The 16,425-nt window shown below is 66.0% G+C and carries 19 protein-coding genes; 14 read left to right on the top strand and 5 right to left on the bottom strand.

Annotated features, from left to right (window positions below; translation table 11 throughout):
- Positions 1–4 precede the first annotated feature (4 nt).
- The 10 genes from WDB66_RS07235 (at position 5) to WDB66_RS07190 (ending at position 6,999) form a co-directional block, all read left to right on the top strand.
- Positions 5–868 (top strand): SPFH domain-containing protein, encoded by an 864-nt coding sequence (locus WDB66_RS07235; protein ID WP_339397869.1) that lies wholly within the window; start codon positions 5–7, stop codon positions 866–868.
- Between the two features lie 82 nt (positions 869–950).
- The gene (locus tag WDB66_RS07230; RefSeq protein ID WP_339397868.1) at positions 951–1,133 is read left to right on the top strand and encodes a type II toxin-antitoxin system antitoxin; all 183 of its coding nucleotides are present in this window, start codon (positions 951–953) and stop codon (positions 1,131–1,133) included.
- Between the two features lie 4 nt (positions 1,134–1,137).
- Positions 1,138–1,308, top strand: a complete 171-nt coding sequence (locus tag WDB66_RS07225; protein WP_339397867.1) for a DUF4177 domain-containing protein — start codon at positions 1,138–1,140, stop codon at positions 1,306–1,308.
- Between the two features lie 11 nt (positions 1,309–1,319).
- Positions 1,320–1,817, top strand: coding sequence for a hypothetical protein (locus WDB66_RS07220; RefSeq protein WP_339397866.1), 498 nt, complete (start codon positions 1,320–1,322; stop codon positions 1,815–1,817).
- Positions 1,817–2,350, top strand: coding sequence for a PH domain-containing protein (locus WDB66_RS07215; protein ID WP_339397865.1), 534 nt, complete (start codon positions 1,817–1,819; stop codon positions 2,348–2,350). The genes WDB66_RS07220 and WDB66_RS07215 overlap by 1 nt, the downstream gene beginning before the upstream one ends.
- Positions 2,351–2,407: 57 nt before the next feature.
- Positions 2,408–3,205 (top strand): M15 family metallopeptidase, encoded by a 798-nt coding sequence (locus WDB66_RS07210; RefSeq protein WP_339397864.1) that lies wholly within the window; start codon positions 2,408–2,410, stop codon positions 3,203–3,205.
- On the top strand, positions 3,202–4,344 hold the full coding sequence (locus WDB66_RS07205) for an MlaE family lipid ABC transporter permease subunit (RefSeq protein WP_487931623.1): 1,143 nt from the start codon (positions 3,202–3,204) through the stop codon (positions 4,342–4,344). The genes WDB66_RS07210 and WDB66_RS07205 overlap by 4 nt, the downstream gene beginning before the upstream one ends.
- Before the next feature lie 47 nt (positions 4,345–4,391).
- Positions 4,392–5,153: an ABC transporter ATP-binding protein gene (locus tag WDB66_RS07200; protein ID WP_339397978.1), complete on the top strand. Its 762-nt coding sequence runs from the start codon at positions 4,392–4,394 to the stop codon at positions 5,151–5,153.
- 275 nt (positions 5,154–5,428) lie between these two features.
- On the top strand, positions 5,429–6,367 hold the full coding sequence (locus tag WDB66_RS07195; RefSeq protein ID WP_339397863.1) for an MlaD family protein: 939 nt from the start codon (positions 5,429–5,431) through the stop codon (positions 6,365–6,367).
- A complete protein-coding gene (locus tag WDB66_RS07190) occupies positions 6,364–6,999 on the top strand; it encodes an ABC-type transport auxiliary lipoprotein family protein (protein WP_339397862.1) in 636 nt (211 codons plus the stop codon). Before WDB66_RS07195 ends, WDB66_RS07190 begins: the two co-directional genes overlap by 4 nt.
- A 285-nt stretch (positions 7,000–7,284) precedes the next feature.
- Here WDB66_RS07190 and WDB66_RS07185 read toward each other — a convergent pair whose 3' ends face one another.
- The 3 genes from WDB66_RS07185 to WDB66_RS07175 all read right to left on the bottom strand — a co-directional run bounded on the left by WDB66_RS07185 (position 7,285) and on the right by WDB66_RS07175 (position 9,143).
- Positions 7,285–7,473 (bottom strand): hypothetical protein, encoded by a 189-nt coding sequence (locus WDB66_RS07185; protein WP_339397861.1) that lies wholly within the window; start codon positions 7,471–7,473, stop codon positions 7,285–7,287.
- Entirely contained in the window at positions 7,470–7,886 is a 417-nt protein-coding gene (locus WDB66_RS07180) for an ATPase (protein WP_339397860.1), read from the bottom strand. Before WDB66_RS07180 ends, WDB66_RS07185 begins: the two co-directional genes overlap by 4 nt.
- A gap of 297 nt (positions 7,887–8,183) precedes the next feature.
- Positions 8,184–9,143, bottom strand: a complete 960-nt coding sequence (locus tag WDB66_RS07175; RefSeq protein ID WP_339397859.1) for an acetyl-CoA carboxylase carboxyltransferase subunit alpha — start codon at positions 9,141–9,143, stop codon at positions 8,184–8,186.
- Positions 9,144–9,234: 91 nt separating this feature from the next.
- Between WDB66_RS07175 and WDB66_RS07170 the strand changes: the two genes are divergently transcribed.
- The 3 genes from WDB66_RS07170 to WDB66_RS07160 are packed head-to-tail and all read left to right on the top strand — an operon-like array spanning position 9,235 to position 12,310.
- A complete protein-coding gene (locus WDB66_RS07170; protein WP_339397858.1) occupies positions 9,235–10,488 on the top strand; it encodes a DUF819 family protein in 1,254 nt (417 codons plus the stop codon).
- A gap of 36 nt (positions 10,489–10,524) precedes the next feature.
- Positions 10,525–11,601 carry a glycosyltransferase gene (locus WDB66_RS07165; RefSeq protein WP_339397857.1) on the top strand — a complete coding sequence of 359 codons (1,077 nt, stop codon included), beginning with the start codon at positions 10,525–10,527 and terminating at the stop codon, positions 11,599–11,601.
- A gap of 22 nt (positions 11,602–11,623) precedes the next feature.
- The gene (locus WDB66_RS07160) at positions 11,624–12,310 is read left to right on the top strand and encodes a DUF2461 domain-containing protein (RefSeq protein WP_339397856.1); all 687 of its coding nucleotides are present in this window, start codon (positions 11,624–11,626) and stop codon (positions 12,308–12,310) included.
- A 62-nt stretch (positions 12,311–12,372) separates the two neighbouring features.
- Here WDB66_RS07160 and miaB read toward each other — a convergent pair whose 3' ends face one another.
- Positions 12,373–13,743, bottom strand: a complete 1,371-nt coding sequence (gene miaB / locus WDB66_RS07155) for a tRNA (N6-isopentenyl adenosine(37)-C2)-methylthiotransferase MiaB (RefSeq protein ID WP_339397855.1) — start codon at positions 13,741–13,743, stop codon at positions 12,373–12,375.
- A 229-nt stretch (positions 13,744–13,972) separates the two neighbouring features.
- On the opposite strand from miaB, the gene WDB66_RS07150 reads away from it, so the two are divergent.
- Positions 13,973–14,905: a transglycosylase SLT domain-containing protein gene (locus WDB66_RS07150; protein ID WP_339397977.1), complete on the top strand. Its 933-nt coding sequence runs from the start codon at positions 13,973–13,975 to the stop codon at positions 14,903–14,905.
- Between the two features lie 210 nt (positions 14,906–15,115).
- Here the strand turns inward: WDB66_RS07150 and WDB66_RS07145 are convergent, their stop codons facing one another.
- Positions 15,116–16,315, bottom strand: coding sequence for a S1C family serine protease (locus WDB66_RS07145; protein ID WP_339397854.1), 1,200 nt, complete (start codon positions 16,313–16,315; stop codon positions 15,116–15,118).
- Between the last annotated feature and the right edge of the window lie 110 nt (positions 16,316–16,425).

The following is a 16,425-nucleotide window of genomic DNA, read 5'->3' as shown; positions in this document are numbered from 1 at the left end:
TGCCATGCAAGAGGTTTCCAGAAGTTCGCTGCCGGGGATTCCGGTGTTGTTGGCGGTCCTGCTCGGTGTGGTCGGGGTGATCGTGCTGTTCGTGTTGGGGATTCGGCAGGAGGGCCTGTTGCTGGTGCTGCTGTCGGTGGCCGGAGGCGTGGTGCTGCTGGTGGCGCTGGCCGGTTTCTATTCGGTGGAACCCAACCAGGCGGCGGTGCTGAGCCTGTTCGGCAAGTACGTGGGCACGGTCAAGGACAGCGGGCTGCGCTGGAACAATCCGTTCTTCTCGGCCAGGAAGGTGTCGCTGCGGGTGCGCAACTTCGAAAGCGGCAAGCTCAAGGTCAACGAACTGGAAGGCAGCCCGATCGAGATCGCGGCGGTGATCGTGTGGCAGGTGGTGGATTCGGCCGAGGCGGTCTACAACGTCGATGACTACGAAAGCTACGTCCACATCCAGTCCGAATCGGCGCTGCGCGCGATGGCGTCCAGCTATCCCTACGACCAGCATGAGGACGGCCAGATCGCGCTGCGCAGCCATCCTCAGGAAATTTCCCAGCACCTGCAGGAACAGATCGCCGAACGTCTGGCGCGTGCCGGCGTGGACGTGATCGAGGCGCGCATCAGCCATCTGGCCTACGCCCCGGAAATCGCGCAGGCAATGCTGCAGCGGCAGCAGGCCAATGCCGTGGTCGCGGCCCGCACCCGCATCGTCTACGGCGCGGTCAGCATGGTGGAAATGGCGCTGGACGAGCTGAAGAAGAACGGTGTCGTGGAACTGGACGAGGAACGCCGCGCCGCGATGGTCAGCAACCTGCTGGTGGTGCTGTGTTCGGACCGCGCCACGCAACCGGTGGTCAACGCCGGGTCGCTGTATTGACAGCCGGGATCGGGGATTCGGGATTGGGGATTCGCAGGCGCCGCTGCGGGCTTGCGGGCCTTGGGAACTGGATCAGCCTGCCATGAACGAAAAGAAAGCCTACCCGCTGCGCATCAACGCCCAGGTATTGGCGGCGATGCAGCACTGGGCCGATGACGAACTGCGCTCACTCAACGCCCAGATCGAGTACGTGCTGCGCGATGCGTTGCGCCGCGCCAAGCGGCTCAAGCACGGTGCGCCGCAGGCAGAAAAAGACAAGGAATGACACGATGGATCGCTGGGAATACAAGGTCATACAGGCGCCGGTCTCGGTCTGGGGCACAAGCAAGCCCGAGCAGATGACCGAAGCCTTGAACAAGGAAGGCCAGCAGGGCTGGGAATTGGTCAACACGCTGTACTACGGCATGAAGGTGCACTTCTTCATGAAGCGGAGGCGCTGATGGATGCGGCGATGAAAAAGACCATCTTCTTCGCCCTGATCGCGATGGCCGGAGTGTTCTTCAGCGCGCGCTGGTTCACCCAGGCGATGCTGGCGCCGCCGGTGGCGGAAAGTGCGGTGGCCGATCCCGCCCATCTGCGCATCGGCGCGGAACTCCTCGACCGGCTTGATGGCGGGCATTACACGCAGGCGCTGGAACTGCTGGCCCCGGCGCTGCGCCAGTCGCTGGACGAAGCGCGGCTGAAGCAGGTTTGGGAGGGGCTGCCGGAACAGTTCGGTGAGCGCCGCACACGCGATGCCTTGCGCGGCGAGGCGATCAAGGGCAAACCGCTGGTTACGGCGCGGCTGCAATACGGCAGCACCGCACTGGATGCACGGATCACCATCAATGCCGACGGGCTGGTCGAAGACTTCCGGCTGGTGCCGGCGCAAACGCCGGCTTCGACTTCGGCGCCGGCCAGCAGCACCCTGCGTGGCGAACCGGAAACCGCAACGCGCGGAGCGGCGTGATGGCGCGGGATTTTCCGATGCAGCCCATCGGCAAGCCGACGCGGGTGACGCTGGCCGCGCTGGTGCTGGGCCTGCTGTTCACCTTCGGCGCGCTGTTTGTCGCGGGTGGCCAGGATCTGGGGCCGGCGACACTGGCCCTGGTCGCGTTCGGGTTGCTGGCGGGCGCGGCCATGTTACTGCTGGTGGTGCGGCGTATGCGGGTGACGCTGGAAGACGGCCGGCTGGTGGTGCGCGCCACGTTCTACACCCAGCGCATCGCGCTGGCCGATCTTGATGTGGACGCGGCGCGGATCATCGATCTGGCCGAACACCCGCAATGGCGGCCAATGGTTCGTCTCAACGGCATGAGCCTGCCAGGTCTGGACGCCGGCCATTACCGTGGCCGTGAGTGGAAGCAGAAACTGTTCTGCGCACTGACCTCGCGCCGCAACGTATTGCTGTTGCCGCAACGCAGTGACCGGGTGCTGCTGCTCAGCCCGGAAAAGCCGCAGTCGTTGCTGCAGGCCTTGCAGCAGACCGGCCGCCGCAGCTGAACGGTGCCGCGTTTGCCGTCGTCCAGGCCGTCACGGCCGCCTGATAAGCTGCCGCGCATGAATCACCGCGATCTGCGCCTGGTCAATTTCGAACGCATGGAAGCCTGGCCGGCGACGCTGCTGCGCGCGCGCGGAAATGCCAGTGTGCGGGCGCTGCGCGCGGCGCGCTGGGTGCTGCGGCGCAAGGCCGATGGGCGCTATCTGGCGACGCTGGACGCGGACGGGAAACTGTACGCGTTGCTGCCACCGGCGCTGGCCCGCGCCCGCCGGCAACTGCATCCGGCGGAACTTTCCGGACACCTGCATCAGGTTGAACGGCAGCCCCGCCCGGCTCCCATGCCTTCCCACGCACTGCGCGAACACTGCGTCCGGCTTGGACTGGATGCCGGCTACAGCCAGCGCCATGGGTTGCCGCTGGTGCCGGAACCTTCCTGGCTGGCACTGGCTGATTTTGATCGCTGGCAGCGACCGTTGTGGCTGCTGCCGCAGGCGGCGGCCGGCTGGCGCAGAATGCAGGCTGCCGCAGCTGCCGATGGGGTGCGGCTGGAAGCGATTTCCGGTTATCGCAGCCACGCTTATCAGCTCGGGATTTTCCGGCGCAAACTGGCGCGTGGGCAGACGCTGGCGCAGATCCTGTCGGTCAACGCCGCGCCCGGCTACAGTGAGCACCATTCCGGGCGCGCGCTGGACATCGGCACGCCGGGCCAGCCGCCGGCCGAGGAGTCTTTCGAAGCCACACCGGCCTTCGCGTGGCTGTGCGAAAACGCGGCGGCGTTCGGATTCCACCTGAGTTACCCGCGCGACAACCCGCACGGCATTGTCTACGAGCCGTGGCACTGGTGCCTGCGCACATGAACACGCACGCGCACGAAGCCGACATGGCAGCGACCACGCCTGGCAGTTTCCAGGGCCCGGATGCGCAGGGCCGCGTGCAGCTGTCCGGCGACTGGACACTGGCGCACGCAACCCGGCTGGAACGCGCGCTGGCCGCGTTGTCCGCACGTGAAGCCGGCGTGCAGCGCATCGATGCACAGGCGCTGGGAAAGGTGGATACCGCCGGTGCCAGCCTGTTGCTGCAACTGGCCGGCGGAGCCGGGCTGGAACAGTTCGATGCACTGGCGCCACGCCATGCGCGCCTGCTGGCTGCGGTGGCACAGGCCGATGCCGAGCCGCTGCCGGCGCCGGTTCGGGAGGGCGTGGGCGATTTCATCGCCGGCATCGGGGCGGCGGTGCTGGCGATCTGGCGCGATGCGCTGCGTCTGGTCAGTTTTCTCGGGTTGTTGCTGGCGACATTGCCGCGCGTGCTGGTGTCGCCGCAGCGCTGGCGTGTGGCGCCGTGGGTGGTGCAGATCCATCAGACCGGCTTGAACGCGGTGCCGATCATCGCGCTGCTGACATTTTTGGTCGGCGCCGTGGTGGCATTCCTGGGCGCGACGATCCTGCGCGAATTCGGCGCCACGCTGTACACGGTGGATCTGATCGCGTTCTCGTTTCTGCGCGAATTCGGCGTGCTGCTGACCGCGATCATGGTGGCCGGACGCTCCGGCAGCGCCTTCACCGCGCAGCTGGGTTCGATGAAATCACGCGAGGAAATCGATGCGATCCGCACCCTGGGCATGGATCCGGTCCAGGTGCTGGTGGTGCCGCGTGCGCTGGCGCTGCTGGTGTCGCTGCCGCTGCTGACGGTGCTGGCGATGCTGTCGGGCATTCTCGGTGGCGCGGTGGTCTGCGCGCTGGCGTTGGACATCTCGCCGATGATGTATTTCTCGCGCATCCACGACACGCTGGAAGTGCGGCATTTCTGGGTCGGCATGTCGAAGGCGCCGCTGTTCGCGCTGATGATTGCGCTGATCGGTTGTCTGGAAGGCTTCAAGGTCGCAGGCAGTGCCGAATCGGTCGGCAAGCACACCACGTCCAGCGTGGTGCAGTCGATCTTCGTGGTGATCCTGATCGATGCGTTGGCGGCGGTCTTCTTCATGGAGATGGGCTGGTGAGCGCGGTGGTGGAGCAGGCGCGCGAGGCGGTGGTGCGGGTGCGCGGCATGCGCAACCAGTTCGGCACCCAGGTGGTGCACGAAAACCTGGATCTGGACCTGCACCGTGGCGAGATCCTCGGCGTGGTCGGTGGTTCGGGCAGCGGCAAATCGGTGCTGATGCGCTCGATCATCGGCCTGAACCGCGCCGCGGCTGGCAGTGTGCAGCTGTTCGGCGAGGATGTCGGGCCGATGTCGCAGGCCCAGCGCCAGCGTCTGGACCGGCGCTGTGGTGTGCTGTTCCAGTACGGCGCGCTGTTTTCCTCGCTCAGCGTGGCCGAGAACATCCAGGTGCCGATGCGCGAACTGGGCGGGCTTTCCGTGCCGATGATGCAGCGTCTGGCGGCCTTGAAGCTGGCGCTGGCCGGGTTGCCGGCCGGCGCCGGGGAAAAGTTTCCGTCGCAGCTGTCCGGCGGCATGATCAAGCGCGCGGCACTGGCGCGGGCGCTGGCGCTGGATGCGGAACTGCTGTTCCTGGACGAACCCACGGCCGGGCTGGATCCGATCGGCGCGGCCGCGTTCGATCAGCTGATCCTGACGCTGCGCGACAGCCTCGGGCTGACGGTGTTCCTGATCACGCATGATCTGGATACGCTGCACACCATCTGCGACCGGGTTGCCGTGCTGTCGCAGAAACGTGTGCTGGTGGCCGATACACTGGACAACGTCGCGCGCCATCCGGATCGCTGGATCCAGGACTATTTCCACGGCCCGCGCGGGCGCGCCGCACAACTGACCGCGTCCACCCAGGCCGGGGTGGTGACGCCATGAAAATTTTGTCCGGCCACAGTGGGTGCTTGCGAACGCTCCGGTCTGCGGGCTTGTGCGAAACCGGTGATGGATCCGTTCCTTCGCGCTGTTGTAGGGGCTGCGGCAGTGCAGTCAGATCGGCACAGGCGCCGCAGGCATGGGGTTGGCGATCCAGGCGCATCGGGCTCCCTTGTCTTCACGCGGCGCAGCCTGCCGGAAATATCCGGCACCGCGCTCGCGCAATCCGGCGCGGACCACGATCCGCTGATATTCAACCTTTTCACAGGCTCTGACCCATGGAAACACGTGCCAACCATCTGCTGATCGGATTGTTCGTGATCGCCGTGTTCGCGCTGGCGCTGGGCTGCCTGCTGTGGCTCAACGCCTTCGGCAGTGATCGTGACCAGGCGCACTACGACATCGTGTTCGAGGAATCGGTGATCGGCCTGACCAAGGGCTCGATGGTGTCCTACAACGGGGTGCCGGTGGGCGAGGTGCTGTCGTTGGCGGTGGACCCGGAACATCTGGCGCGCGTGGTGGTGCGGGTGCGGGTCGGTACGCCCGATCTGCTGCGGCAGGACACCCAGGCCACGCTCGGGTTTTCCGCGATCACCGGCGTGGCCGACATCCGTCTGGCCGGTGGTTCGCCGCAAAGCCCGGTGCTGGAAACGCGCCAGCAGGTGCCGGTGATCTTCGCCAGCCCGTCGGCCTTGTCCAAGCTCGCGGCCTCGGGTGAGGACATCATGGTCAATCTCAACGAGGTCGCGGCGCGGCTGTCGGATCTGCTGTCGCCCAAGAACACCGAGCATGTCGGGAAGGTGCTGGAAAACATCGACGTGCTGGTGGCCTCGGTGGGCGAAGAGCGCCAGACCCTGGCCGAGGCGATCCGCCAGCTGTCGGCCGCTTCCAGCCAGTTGCAGACCACGCTGGGTTCGATTGATGCCGCCGCACGCTCCGTCCAGGGCCTGGCCGAAGGCGAAGTGCAACAGGTGCTGGCCGGTGCCGGGCAGGCGCTGGACCGGCTCGACGGGCTGGTGGCGCAACTGGACGGCATGGTGGCCGAAAACCGCGCGCCACTGGCCAGCTTCAGCAACCAGGGCCTGCGTCAGGTCGGCCCGACGCTGGAAGAACTGCGCGCCACGCTGGCCGCGCTGCAACAGCTGTCCGAACATCTTTCGCGTTCGGACAGCGCCTTCCTCGGCAACCCGCAACCCAGGGAGTTCACCCCGCGATGAAGCGTATTTTCTGGATATCAATGGCGGTATTGCTGGTGCTGCTGGCCGGCTGCAATGTGCTGCCGAGCCGCCCGCCGGTGACGCTTTACCAGCCGCAACCACAGTTCCCGCCGCGCAGTGGGCAGGTGAAGCCGGTTGAATGGCGGCTTGGACTGGCGCGCCCTTCGGCCACCGGGCAACTGATCACGCCGCGCATTCTGGTGCAGCCGGTGCCCGGTGAAATCGAGGTCTATCCGCAGGCGCGCTGGGCCCAGGTGCCGTCCGGCCTGCTCGGTGACGCGCTGTTCCGGGCGTTCGAGGCCGATGCCCGCGTGGCGATGCTGGACCATGCCAATTCCGGCCGTTTCAGCGATTTCGAACTGGCCGCCGAACTGCGCGATTTCCAGCTCGAACTGGAAGGCGGGCCGCAGGCGGTGATCGGGGTCAAACTGCAACTGGTCGGTTATCCGGCCGGCCGCATCCTCGCCAGCCATGTGCTGCAGGCACGGGCACCGGCACGCAGCCAGCAGGCGCCGGACGCGGTCGCGGCCTTCGGCGATGCCTTGCAGGAGCTGCTGCCGCAAATCGTCGATTGGAGCGTGGCGCAGGGCGAAGCGGCGTGGGCGCAGCGCGAGGGTGATTCCGGGCAGTGAGCGTTGGTGTTCAAGCGGGAGCAGCCGGTGTGACCTGAAACCGTTGCGCGCTGCTTCGCCCATCGCTGCAAACAACACGGATCAAAAAGAGCGTCAACCAGGTTCGAAATACCGTTCGAAGAACGCTGCCAGCTTGTCCAGCAGCGTCGGCTTCCGGACTTCTTCACGATATCGGACAGGTCTTTACTGTTGCCCCGGATGTTCAATCGAAAAAGTGGACACCCACCGCGATAGAGGCGGTGCTTTCACTGGAAAGCGCGATCAGCCCGTACGCGGGCGCTTCGCTCATGCCGAATGCATGGTTTTGCGCAACTCATCGGCGGGGATGCGTATCAACTGGCCTTCTTGCATCACCACGATGGCGGTGTTGGTCTGTACGGCCGCCTGGCGCGCCAGTTTTGCTGCACGTTGCAAGGCGACGAACGCTGCGCGCAGGTCCGGGTTTCTTGCCTTGGAAAGTTCCTGTTGATTCATGCGTTCTCTCCCCATGCCAGCATCACCGGTGTGCTGCCGGAGTTGTCGTAAAGCGCCCAATCGTCCACGGCAGTGCGGTAATGATCGTGGAAATTCTTCAAGCCTGCAGCGAAACGGCGCCGGATGACGGCTTGCGGGATGTCGTGCCCACCCTGTCGCACACGCTCGGCAACGCGGGCGATGGCGATTTCGACGTTGGGCAGGCTCAGGAAGAACAGGCTGATCCGATAGCCTTGGGCACGCCACTGCGTGATGTGGCGCAGATAGCCGATGCCCGAAAGCGTGGTCTCGAAGGCGAAGCTCTCGCCGCGTTTTGCACAATGGTCGATCTCTTCCAGCATCAGCCGGCCGGCCTTGATCGCGGCGGTCTCTGGCGCGAACGGAGCCAAGCCCGGCAGCGATAAGATCGGCATTGATGAAGCGGGGCAGCTGCGCTTCAGCGGGCAGGAAGGAGCAAGCGAAGGTGGTTTTACCCGCCCCGTTGGGGCCAGCAATGATGATGATCTTTCTGTTCACGGTATCAACCGGCGTCATGCGGCTTCCCGGAAGGTGAGCAGGCGATCATGGCAGTGTTCGCATTGCTGGAGGCGGGCCTTGGTCCAGCCGGCAGACCGGAGAACAGATCGCTCACCACGGCGTCGAACGCGTCGAGGATGGAGGCGATGCATTCCTGATCATCGGCCAAGGGAGCATTGGATGCATGCAGATCCTCACGCCGCCTGATACTGCCCGTAACCGCGCAGGCGTTCGTAGCGATCCTGCAGCAGGGCGTCGGGGTTGCGGCCTTCGAGCTGGTCGAGCTGGGCCAGCAGTGTGTTCTTGAGGCGGTCGGCCATGTCTTGCGGATCGCGGTGCGCGCCGCCCAGTGGCTCCTTGATGAGGTGGTCGATCAGGCCCAGTTCCAGCAGGCGCGGGGCGGTGATGCCCAGGGCTTCGGCGGCATCCTTGGCACGTTCGGCGGTCTTCCACAGAATCGAGGCGCAGCCTTCCGGCGAGATCACCGAGTAGGTGCTGTATTCGAGCATCAGGGTGCGGTCGCCAACGCCGATGGCCAGCGCGCCGCCGGAGCCGCCTTCACCGATCACGGTGCAGATGATCGGCACGCGCAGGCGCGCCATTTCCAGCAGGTTGCGCGCGATCGCCTCGGACTGGCCGCGCTCTTCCGCGCCCACACCCGGATACGCGCCTGGGGTGTCGATGAAGGTGATGATGGGCAGTTTGAAACGCTCGGCGGTCTGCATCAGGCGCAGCGCCTTGCGGTAGCCCTCCGGGCGCGGCATGCCGAAGTTGCGCTTGATCTTGGCCTTGGTGTCGCGGCCCTTCTGCTGGCCGATCAGCATCACCGCGCGGCCCCCGATGCGGGCCAGGCCGCCGACGATGGCGGCATCGTCGGCATAGGCGCGGTCACCGGCCAGTTCATGGAATTCGTCGCAGACCAGTTTCACGTAATCCAGGGTGTAGGGGCGCTGCGGGTGGCGCGCCAGCTGCGAGACCTGCCACGGTGTCAGGTTGCGGAAGATCTCGGCGGTGCGGGCCTTGAGCTTGTCCTGCAGCTTGGCGACTTCCTCCTCGATGTTGAAGGCGCTGCCCTGGCTGGCGTGGCGAAGTTCCTGGATCTTGGCCTCCAGTTCGGCGATGGGTTGTTCGAAGTCGAGGAAGTTGGGGTTCATGCAAGGGGAACCATGACGTGAAAGCAGGAGCGCCAGTATAGTCGCCGCTCGCCCGGCCTGGCCGGGATCGTCGCAACCACCGGGAGTTTCCATGCCTGATGTACAGACCGCTGCACCCCTGATCACCAACGACATCGTCGTGTTCGGCCTCATCGCCGCCACCCTGGGCGCGATCTTCTGGGCCGCGAGCGGGCCGACGCCGTTCCTGCAGCGCTTTTTCAAGGTCGTGCCGGCATTGCTGCTGTGCTACTTCATCCCGGCGATCTACAACACCACCGGTCTGATCGATGGCATCAACACGCCGCTCTACAACCCGGTGGCGCGCGATGTGCTGCTGCCGGCGGCGCTGGTGCTGCTGACCTTGTCGATCGATCTGAAGGGCATCTTCGGGCTTGGGCCGAAGCTGCTGATCGTGTTCGCGGCCGGCACCCTCGGCGTGATGCTGGGTGCGGTGGTGTCGTTCCTGCTGTTCGACTGGCTGCATCCGGTGACGGTGGAAGGCGATACCTGGGCCGGCATGGCGGCACTGGCCGGAAGCTGGATCGGTGGTGGCGCGAACATGGTCGCGGCCCGCGAAGTGTTCGAGGTCGATGCCACCACCTTCGGCCAGTTCGCCGTGGTCGATGTGGCGGTGGCCAGCCTGTGGATGGCGGTGCTGCTGTATCTGGCCGGGCGTTCGGAAGAACTGGACGCGCGCTCAGGTGTGGATACCCGGGCGCTGGACGAGTTGAAGGCCAAGGCGGCGGCCTACGAGGCGCAGCACGCGCGGATTCCGAGCCTGACCGACCTGATGGTGATCGTCGGCACCGGTTTCGGCATCGTGGCGCTGGCGCATGCGCTGGGCGGCGTGATCGCGGCCTGGTTCGCGGCGAATGTGTCCTGGGCCGCGCAGTTCAGCCTGACATCGAGCTTTGTCTGGGTGGTGGTGCTGTCCACCACGATGGGCCTGCTGCTGAGCTTCACCCGCGCGCGCCGGCTGGAAGGTGCCGGCGCATCGAAGATCGGTTCGCTGCTGCTTTATTTCCTGATCGCCTGCATCGGCATGCAGATGGATTTGCTGGCGTTGCTGGACCGGCCATGGCTGTTTGCGCTGGGCGTGGTCTGGATGAGTGTCCACATCATCTGCCTGCTGATCGCGATGAAGCTGACCCGGGTGCCGCTGTTCTATTTCGCGATTGGTTCGCAGGGCAATATCGGGGCGGCGGCCTCGGCACCCGTGGTGGCGGCCGCGTTCCATCCGTCGCTGGCGCCGGTCGGGGTGCTGCTGGGCACGCTGGGCTATGCCACCGGCACCTATCTGGCCTATGTCACCGGGTTGATCCTGAAGACGCTGGCGGGGCAATGAGGTGGCCGCGTACCATCGTCACCGATGAGCGCTTCGATGAAGCATCCGGATTCCGCTGAGACCGCTGCGCGTCCGCTGCGCATCGTCCATCTGATCCTGACCCGCCGCTTCGCCGGCAGCGAGCGTTATGCGGTGGAACTGGCCAATGCGCAGGCCGCCGCCGGGCACGAGGTGGTGATGGTGCTGCGCAGGATCGCTGCCGCGCCGAGGGCGGATGCGATCGCGGCGCGGCTGGATCCGCGCGTGATGCTGGAAACCGTTGGTGAGCTGTTCCAGACATGGCGGGCGCGGCGGCTGCTGCGACGGCTGCGCCCGGACGTGGCGCATGCGCATTTGAGCCGCGCCTGTCGTGCGTTGCAGGCCCTGGATCGGGCCGATGGCGTCGGTCTGCGCCTGGCCACGCTGCATATCCAGTACAAGCCGCAGCAGCACGCCGGACTGGATGCACTGATCGCGATCGCGCCGTGGCAGTTGGCCGACATTCCGGAAGCGCAACGCCAACACTGCGTGCAGATCGACAACTGGACCCAGCCCGAAGCCGCCAGCGCCGATGCGCGCGAACGGCTGCGGCGCGAGGCCGGTATCGCGCCGGATGCGTTCGTGTTCGGCGCGCTGGGGCGGATCGAACACGGCAAGGGCCTGGATGTGCTGGTGCAGGCGTGGCGCCAGGCTGCTTTGCCGGCCGATGCGCGTCTGGTGATCGTCGGGCAGGGCAGTGCTTTCGACGCCTTGCGTCGGGCCGCGCCGGAGGGCGTGCTGATGCCCGGTTTTGTCAGCAATACCCGCGACTGGCTGGAGGTGTTCGATGTGTTCGTCAGCGCGGCACGGCGCGAGCCGTTCGGGCTGGTCTTGCTGGAGGCGATGAACGCGCGCCTGCCGATTCTGGCCAGTGCCAGCGAAGGCGCGCGGCATCTGGCCGATGTGATCGGCACGCCGTTGCTGCCACCAGGCGATGCCGATGCTCTGGCGCAGGCGCTGCTCGAACTGCATCGCCAGCGCCCGGTGCGGCGCGATTACCCGATGCAGCGTTTCGAACCACAGGCACGCATGGGGGAGATCGAAGCCTTCTATCGGCGTGAATTGGCGCGGCACTCGGCCATCGGGCGTGAATGAGGCATCGGTGTGCGGGAGTGACATGAGCATCTATTTCGAACAGCGCAGCCTGCGCTTCCTGCAGCAGCTGGCCGACAACAACAATAAAACCTGGTTCGACCAGCACCGCAGCGATTACGAGCGCTTCGTGCGTGAGCCGTTCCTGCGCCTGATCGCGGACCTGCAGCCGGCACTGGCCAAGATCAGCCCGCATTTTCAGGCGGATCCGCGCATCGTGGGCGGCTCGTTGTTCCGCATCCATCGCGATATCCGTTACAGCCACGACAAGTCGCCGTACAAGCCTTGGCAGGGCGCGCGGCTGTTCCACGAGCGGCGGCGCGAAGTGCCGTCACCGGCGTTCTATCTGCATCTGCAACCGGGTGCGAGTTTCGTCGGTGCCGGGCTGTGGCAGCCGGAAACGCCGGTGCAGTACCGCATCCGCCAGTTCATTTTCGACAACCCGGCCAGCTGGGAGGCGGCTGCGCATGCGTCGGCGGTGCGCAAGCGCTATGCGCTGGATCGGGGAGGTTCGCTGCGCCGGCCACCGCGCGGGTTTCCGGCGGATTTCGCGCATATCGATGATCTGAAGCTGCGCAGCTGGGCGCTGTCACGGCCGCTGGAGGATGCGGTGATGACCGGGCCGGAGCTGCGCTGTCAGATCGAAGCCGACCTGCGCGCGCTGGCGCCGTTCGTGGATTATCTGTGCGCGGCGCTGGATCTGGAGTTTTGAGGCGGGTGCAAGGATCCATCGCGCACCCGTAGGGGTCGCGAACCACAACTCGATCAGCGCTTTCAAACCGCAATCGCGGCCGGTGCAGCCAGGCGTCCGCGCAGTGAGTTGCTCATCGCGTGCGTGACCACGACATTGACGAACTGGCCGATCAGCGCGCGGTGCGTTTCGGCGCTGGCCGGGAAATTCACATAGCGCATGTTCTCGGTGCGGCCGGCCAGTTCGTTCGGATCCTTGCGGCTCGGGCCTTCGACCAGCACCGTCTGGACGCTGCCGATCATCGCCTGCGAGATCGCCTTGGCGTTGGCATCGATCACGGCCTGCAGCGTGGCCAGGCGCTGCTTGCAGATGTCGGCCGGAACCTCGTCGGGCAGGTTCGAGGCCGGGGTGCCGGGGCGCGATGAATAGATGAAGCTGTAACTGGCGTCGAAGCCGATGTCGTGCACCAGCTTCATGGTCTTGTCGAAATCGGCATCGGTCTCGCCGGGGAAGCCGACGATGATGTCGGTGGCGATCGAGATGTCCGGCCGCACTTCGCGCAGCTTGCGGATGCGCTGCTTGTATTCCAGGGCGGTGTAGCCACGCTTCATCGCGGCCAGGATGCGGTCCGAACCGGCCTGCACCGGCAGGTGCAGATAGTTGGCCAGTTGCGGCACATCGCGGTACGCCTCGATCAACGAATCGGAAAACTCCATCGGGTGCGAGGTGGTGAAACGGATGCGACCGATGCCGTCGATCTGCGCGATCGCACGGATCAGGAAGCCCAGGTCCGCAGTTTCGCCATCATGCATCACGCCACGGTAGGCGTTGACGTTCTGGCCCAGCAGGTTGACCTCGCGCACGCCCTGCGCGGCCAGTTGCGCCACTTCCACGATCACATCGTCGAACGGGCGGCTGATCTCCTCGCCACGGGTGTAGGGCACCACGCAGTAGCTGCAATATTTCGAGCAGCCTTCCATGATCGAGACGAACGCGGTCGGGCCTTCGGCGCGTGGCTCGGGCAGGCGGTCGAACTTCTCGATTTCCGGAAAAGAGATGTCCACTTGAGGCTGGCCCGATTCGCGCTTGGCGCGGATCAGTTCCGGCAGCCGGTGCAGCGTCTGCGGGCCGAACACCAGGTCCACGTACGGTGCGCGCTTGATGATCGCTTCGCCTTCCTGCGAGGCCACGCAGCCGCCCACGCCGATGATGACATTGCTGTTGGTCTGCTTGAGTTCCTTCCAGCGCCCGAGCTGGCTGAAGACCTTCTCCTGCGCCTTCTCGCGGATCGAGCAGGTGTTGATCAGGATCACGTCGGCCTCGGCCTCGTTGTCGGTCAGCGTCAGGCCGTGCTCGGCTGCGAGCACGTCGACCATCTTGGTCGAGTCGTACTCGTTCATCTGGCAACCGTGGGTCTTGATGAAGAGCTTTCCTGCTGGGGTCTTGCCGGACATGGGGCACTCGTGGGCTGGCGGGCCGGTCGCGGAATGGAGCGGCGGGCGGGACGGAAAACAGCGCGCGCCTGCATTCGGAACAGCTGCGCGGGGAACTGCGCATTGTACGCCGTGGTCGATGCCCGGGCCATCGCAAGCACCGGTTGTGCTTGGCTTTTCCCCGAAACTGGTCAAGACTTGCCTCGTGAAATCGCTCCCGCGCCCTTCGTTCCGTTTCTCCGCTGCGCCGCTGGTGCTGGCCGGGCTGTGCCTGTCGGGCCTGCTGCTGCCGGCCACGGCAACGGCCAGTGCGCTGTACCGCTGCAAGGACGCGCAGGGTGTCACCGCCTACACCAGCACCCGTGCCGGGTACCAGCAGTGTTCGCTGATCGGCAACTTCCCGCCCGAGCGCAAGGCGGCGCCGGCGCAGATCGCGGCACAGCCTGCTGAAGCCGGTTCATCGGCATCGGCCCCGACGGCGGCCCCGGCTGCGGTCGAATTCCGCACCGCGCCAGGCGATGCCGAACCCAAGAAGGTGGCGGCGCCGGCCAGCGCCACGCCCCGGGTGATGCGTGGCGCGGTCTACAAGTACGAGCGCAACGGCGTGACGCACTACACCAACCAGCGCCCGGCCGGGCAGCGCTCGCAGGTGCTGTTCACCTATATCGAAACCTGTTTTGCTTGCGGCAGCCGGCCCGGCGTGGACTTCAACAATGTCGGCCTGAACCTGACCGCGTTCACCGACGAGATCAATGCCGCGATGGCGCGCCATGGGGTCGAGGAAGCACTGGTGCGGGCCATCATCCATGCCGAATCGGCGTTCAATCCGAATGCGGTGTCGCGCGTGGGTGCGCAGGGTCTGATGCAGCTGATGCCGGCCACGGCGGCACGTTTCGGCGTCAGCGATGCGTTCGAACCGGCCCAGAACATCGATGGTGGCGTCGGCTATCTGGCATGGCTGAGCCAGCGTTTCGACGGTGATTTGAATCGCATCGCGGCCGGTTACAACGCCGGCGAGGGCGCGGTCGACCGGCATGGCGGGGTGCCGCCGTATCAGGAAACCCTCGTTTTCGTGGAGCGCGTCGGCATCCTGCGCGATCGCTACCGCAAGGAACTGCTGGCCAAGACCGGGCCGACCGCAGCGGCCGTGACGGCCGCCAGTGTTCCGGCCGGCGGCAGCTGAACGCGGAACGCGGAACGCATGTCGGTGGTGTGACGGTGTCAATTGCCCGGGTGACGCATAACCCGTTCAGGCGATGCGGCGGGAATCGGACGCAGCGGAGCAGATGAGCCGGCAGTCGTTGCTGCGGGGAACCTCAGCGCAGTCCGGGTCCCAGCCGGTTCGTGCGAATCCTGCGCTGCCGCTACGCCTTCTGAATCTGGTTGCAGCAACTCACCCCGGCCGTGAAGCCGGCCGTTGTGCCAGCTGGAGGCGCAATTCAAATGGCACCCCTGCGCGCAGCCCGGCCAGTGTCACTTCGGTGCCGGGCGCGGCGGCGGTTTCGCGGCTGCGCAGATCGAACTGGTCAATGATGTCGACTCCGTCCAGGCTCAGCAGCACATCGCCCGGGCGCAATCCGGCCTGCGCCGCCGGGCCGTTGGCGTAAAGGCCGGTCAGCACCACGCCGTGCGAGATTTCCGGGGGCAGATTGCCGCTGCCGGCCGGCGCATCGCTGTACTCGGCGCCAAGCCAGCCGCGCACCACGATGCCGTGTTCGACGATCTGCGCCAGCACTGCACGTGCCGTCGCGGCCGGGATCGCGAAGCCGATGCCTTCAGCGTCCATACTCATGCGCCCGAGCACGAAGGTGTTGATGCCGATCAGCCGGCCCTGGGCATCGACCAATGCGCCGCCGGAGTTGCCGGCATTGATCGCGGCGTCGGTCTGGATGAAGTCCACCGCCGGAAACGATTGCGCGTTTTCCGGGCCGCCCAGCAACGCCTGGCTGCGCGCCAGCCCGGACACGATGCCCTGGGTCACGGTCTGGCTCAGCCCGAACGGATTGCCGATCGCCAGCACCACGTCGCCCACACGCAGCGGGATTTCATGGTCCAGCGCCATCGCTGGCAGGTGATTGCCGTCGATCTTCAGCACCGCAAGGTCGGTATCGCGATCGCTGCCGACGATGGTGGCCGCAGTGACCCGCCCGTCCCACAGCACGATCTGGATCTCGTTGGCGCCGGCCACGACATGGTGGTTGGTCAGGATGTAGCCGTCCGGAGACACCAGCACGCCCGAACCCTGCGCGCGTTGCAGACGCTGCCGTGGCAGGCCCAGGGTGATGCCGGAAAAACGCTGCATCGTCGGATTGGGCAGCAGGATCGGACGCTCGGTGATGACCTTGTTGACGTAGACACTGACGACCGAGGGCGCCGCGCGCTGCACCGCATCGGCATAGGAGTGCGGCGCCGCGGGCGGGTGTTGGGCCGGGACGTTTTGACTGGGTTGGCCCGCCACGCCGGTCAAGCCCAGCCGCGCGCGCAGCCATGGCCCGGCTTCGGGAACCAGCAGTCCGATGATGAAGGCGGCCGCCAGCCCCAGCAGCACGGATTGCAGCAGGAAGCGGGCAAAAGGCAGGCGTTTGCTGGGCAAAATGACAGACCGGGTGCGGCAGGCAGGGGCCGGAATTGTCGCACGCGGCCGGCAAGCGTTGTGGCCGGTCTGAACCTTCCGTTAAACTAAGTTGCTTTGCGGCAGCCGTG

It is taken from the genome of Denitratimonas organivorans (assembly GCF_037478135.1).
GTDB lineage: Bacteria > Pseudomonadota > Gammaproteobacteria > Xanthomonadales > Xanthomonadaceae > Denitratimonas.
This window is presented reverse-complemented; position numbering and strand designations above follow the sequence as displayed.

What these genes read in the sequence shown, in the direction of transcription:
- WDB66_RS07235 (WP_339397869.1), top strand. Translation starts at nt 5, where the DNA reads ATGCAAGAGGTTTCCAGAAGTTCGCTGCCGGGGATTCCGGTGTTGTTG.
- WDB66_RS07230 (WP_339397868.1), top strand. Translation starts at nt 951, where the DNA reads ATGAACGAAAAGAAAGCCTACCCGCTGCGCATCAACGCCCAGGTATTG.
- WDB66_RS07225 (WP_339397867.1), top strand. Translation starts at nt 1,138, where the DNA reads ATGGATCGCTGGGAATACAAGGTCATACAGGCGCCGGTCTCGGTCTGG.
- WDB66_RS07220 (WP_339397866.1), top strand. Translation starts at nt 1,320, where the DNA reads ATGAAAAAGACCATCTTCTTCGCCCTGATCGCGATGGCCGGAGTGTTC.
- WDB66_RS07215 (WP_339397865.1), top strand. Translation starts at nt 1,817, where the DNA reads ATGGCGCGGGATTTTCCGATGCAGCCCATCGGCAAGCCGACGCGGGTG.
- WDB66_RS07210 (WP_339397864.1), top strand. Translation starts at nt 2,408, where the DNA reads ATGAATCACCGCGATCTGCGCCTGGTCAATTTCGAACGCATGGAAGCC.
- WDB66_RS07205 (WP_487931623.1), top strand. Translation starts at nt 3,202, where the DNA reads ATGAACACGCACGCGCACGAAGCCGACATGGCAGCGACCACGCCTGGC.
- WDB66_RS07200 (WP_339397978.1), top strand. Translation starts at nt 4,392, where the DNA reads ATGCGCAACCAGTTCGGCACCCAGGTGGTGCACGAAAACCTGGATCTG.
- WDB66_RS07195 (WP_339397863.1), top strand. Translation starts at nt 5,429, where the DNA reads ATGGAAACACGTGCCAACCATCTGCTGATCGGATTGTTCGTGATCGCC.
- WDB66_RS07190 (WP_339397862.1), top strand. Translation starts at nt 6,364, where the DNA reads ATGAAGCGTATTTTCTGGATATCAATGGCGGTATTGCTGGTGCTGCTG.
- WDB66_RS07185 (WP_339397861.1), bottom strand. Translation starts at nt 7,473, where the DNA reads ATGAATCAACAGGAACTTTCCAAGGCAAGAAACCCGGACCTGCGCGCA.
- WDB66_RS07180 (WP_339397860.1), bottom strand. Translation starts at nt 7,886, where the DNA reads ATGCCGATCTTATCGCTGCCGGGCTTGGCTCCGTTCGCGCCAGAGACC.
- WDB66_RS07175 (WP_339397859.1), bottom strand. Translation starts at nt 9,143, where the DNA reads ATGAACCCCAACTTCCTCGACTTCGAACAACCCATCGCCGAACTGGAG.
- WDB66_RS07170 (WP_339397858.1), top strand. Translation starts at nt 9,235, where the DNA reads ATGCCTGATGTACAGACCGCTGCACCCCTGATCACCAACGACATCGTC.
- WDB66_RS07165 (WP_339397857.1), top strand. Translation starts at nt 10,525, where the DNA reads ATGAAGCATCCGGATTCCGCTGAGACCGCTGCGCGTCCGCTGCGCATC.
- WDB66_RS07160 (WP_339397856.1), top strand. Translation starts at nt 11,624, where the DNA reads ATGAGCATCTATTTCGAACAGCGCAGCCTGCGCTTCCTGCAGCAGCTG.
- miaB (WP_339397855.1), bottom strand. Translation starts at nt 13,743, where the DNA reads ATGTCCGGCAAGACCCCAGCAGGAAAGCTCTTCATCAAGACCCACGGT.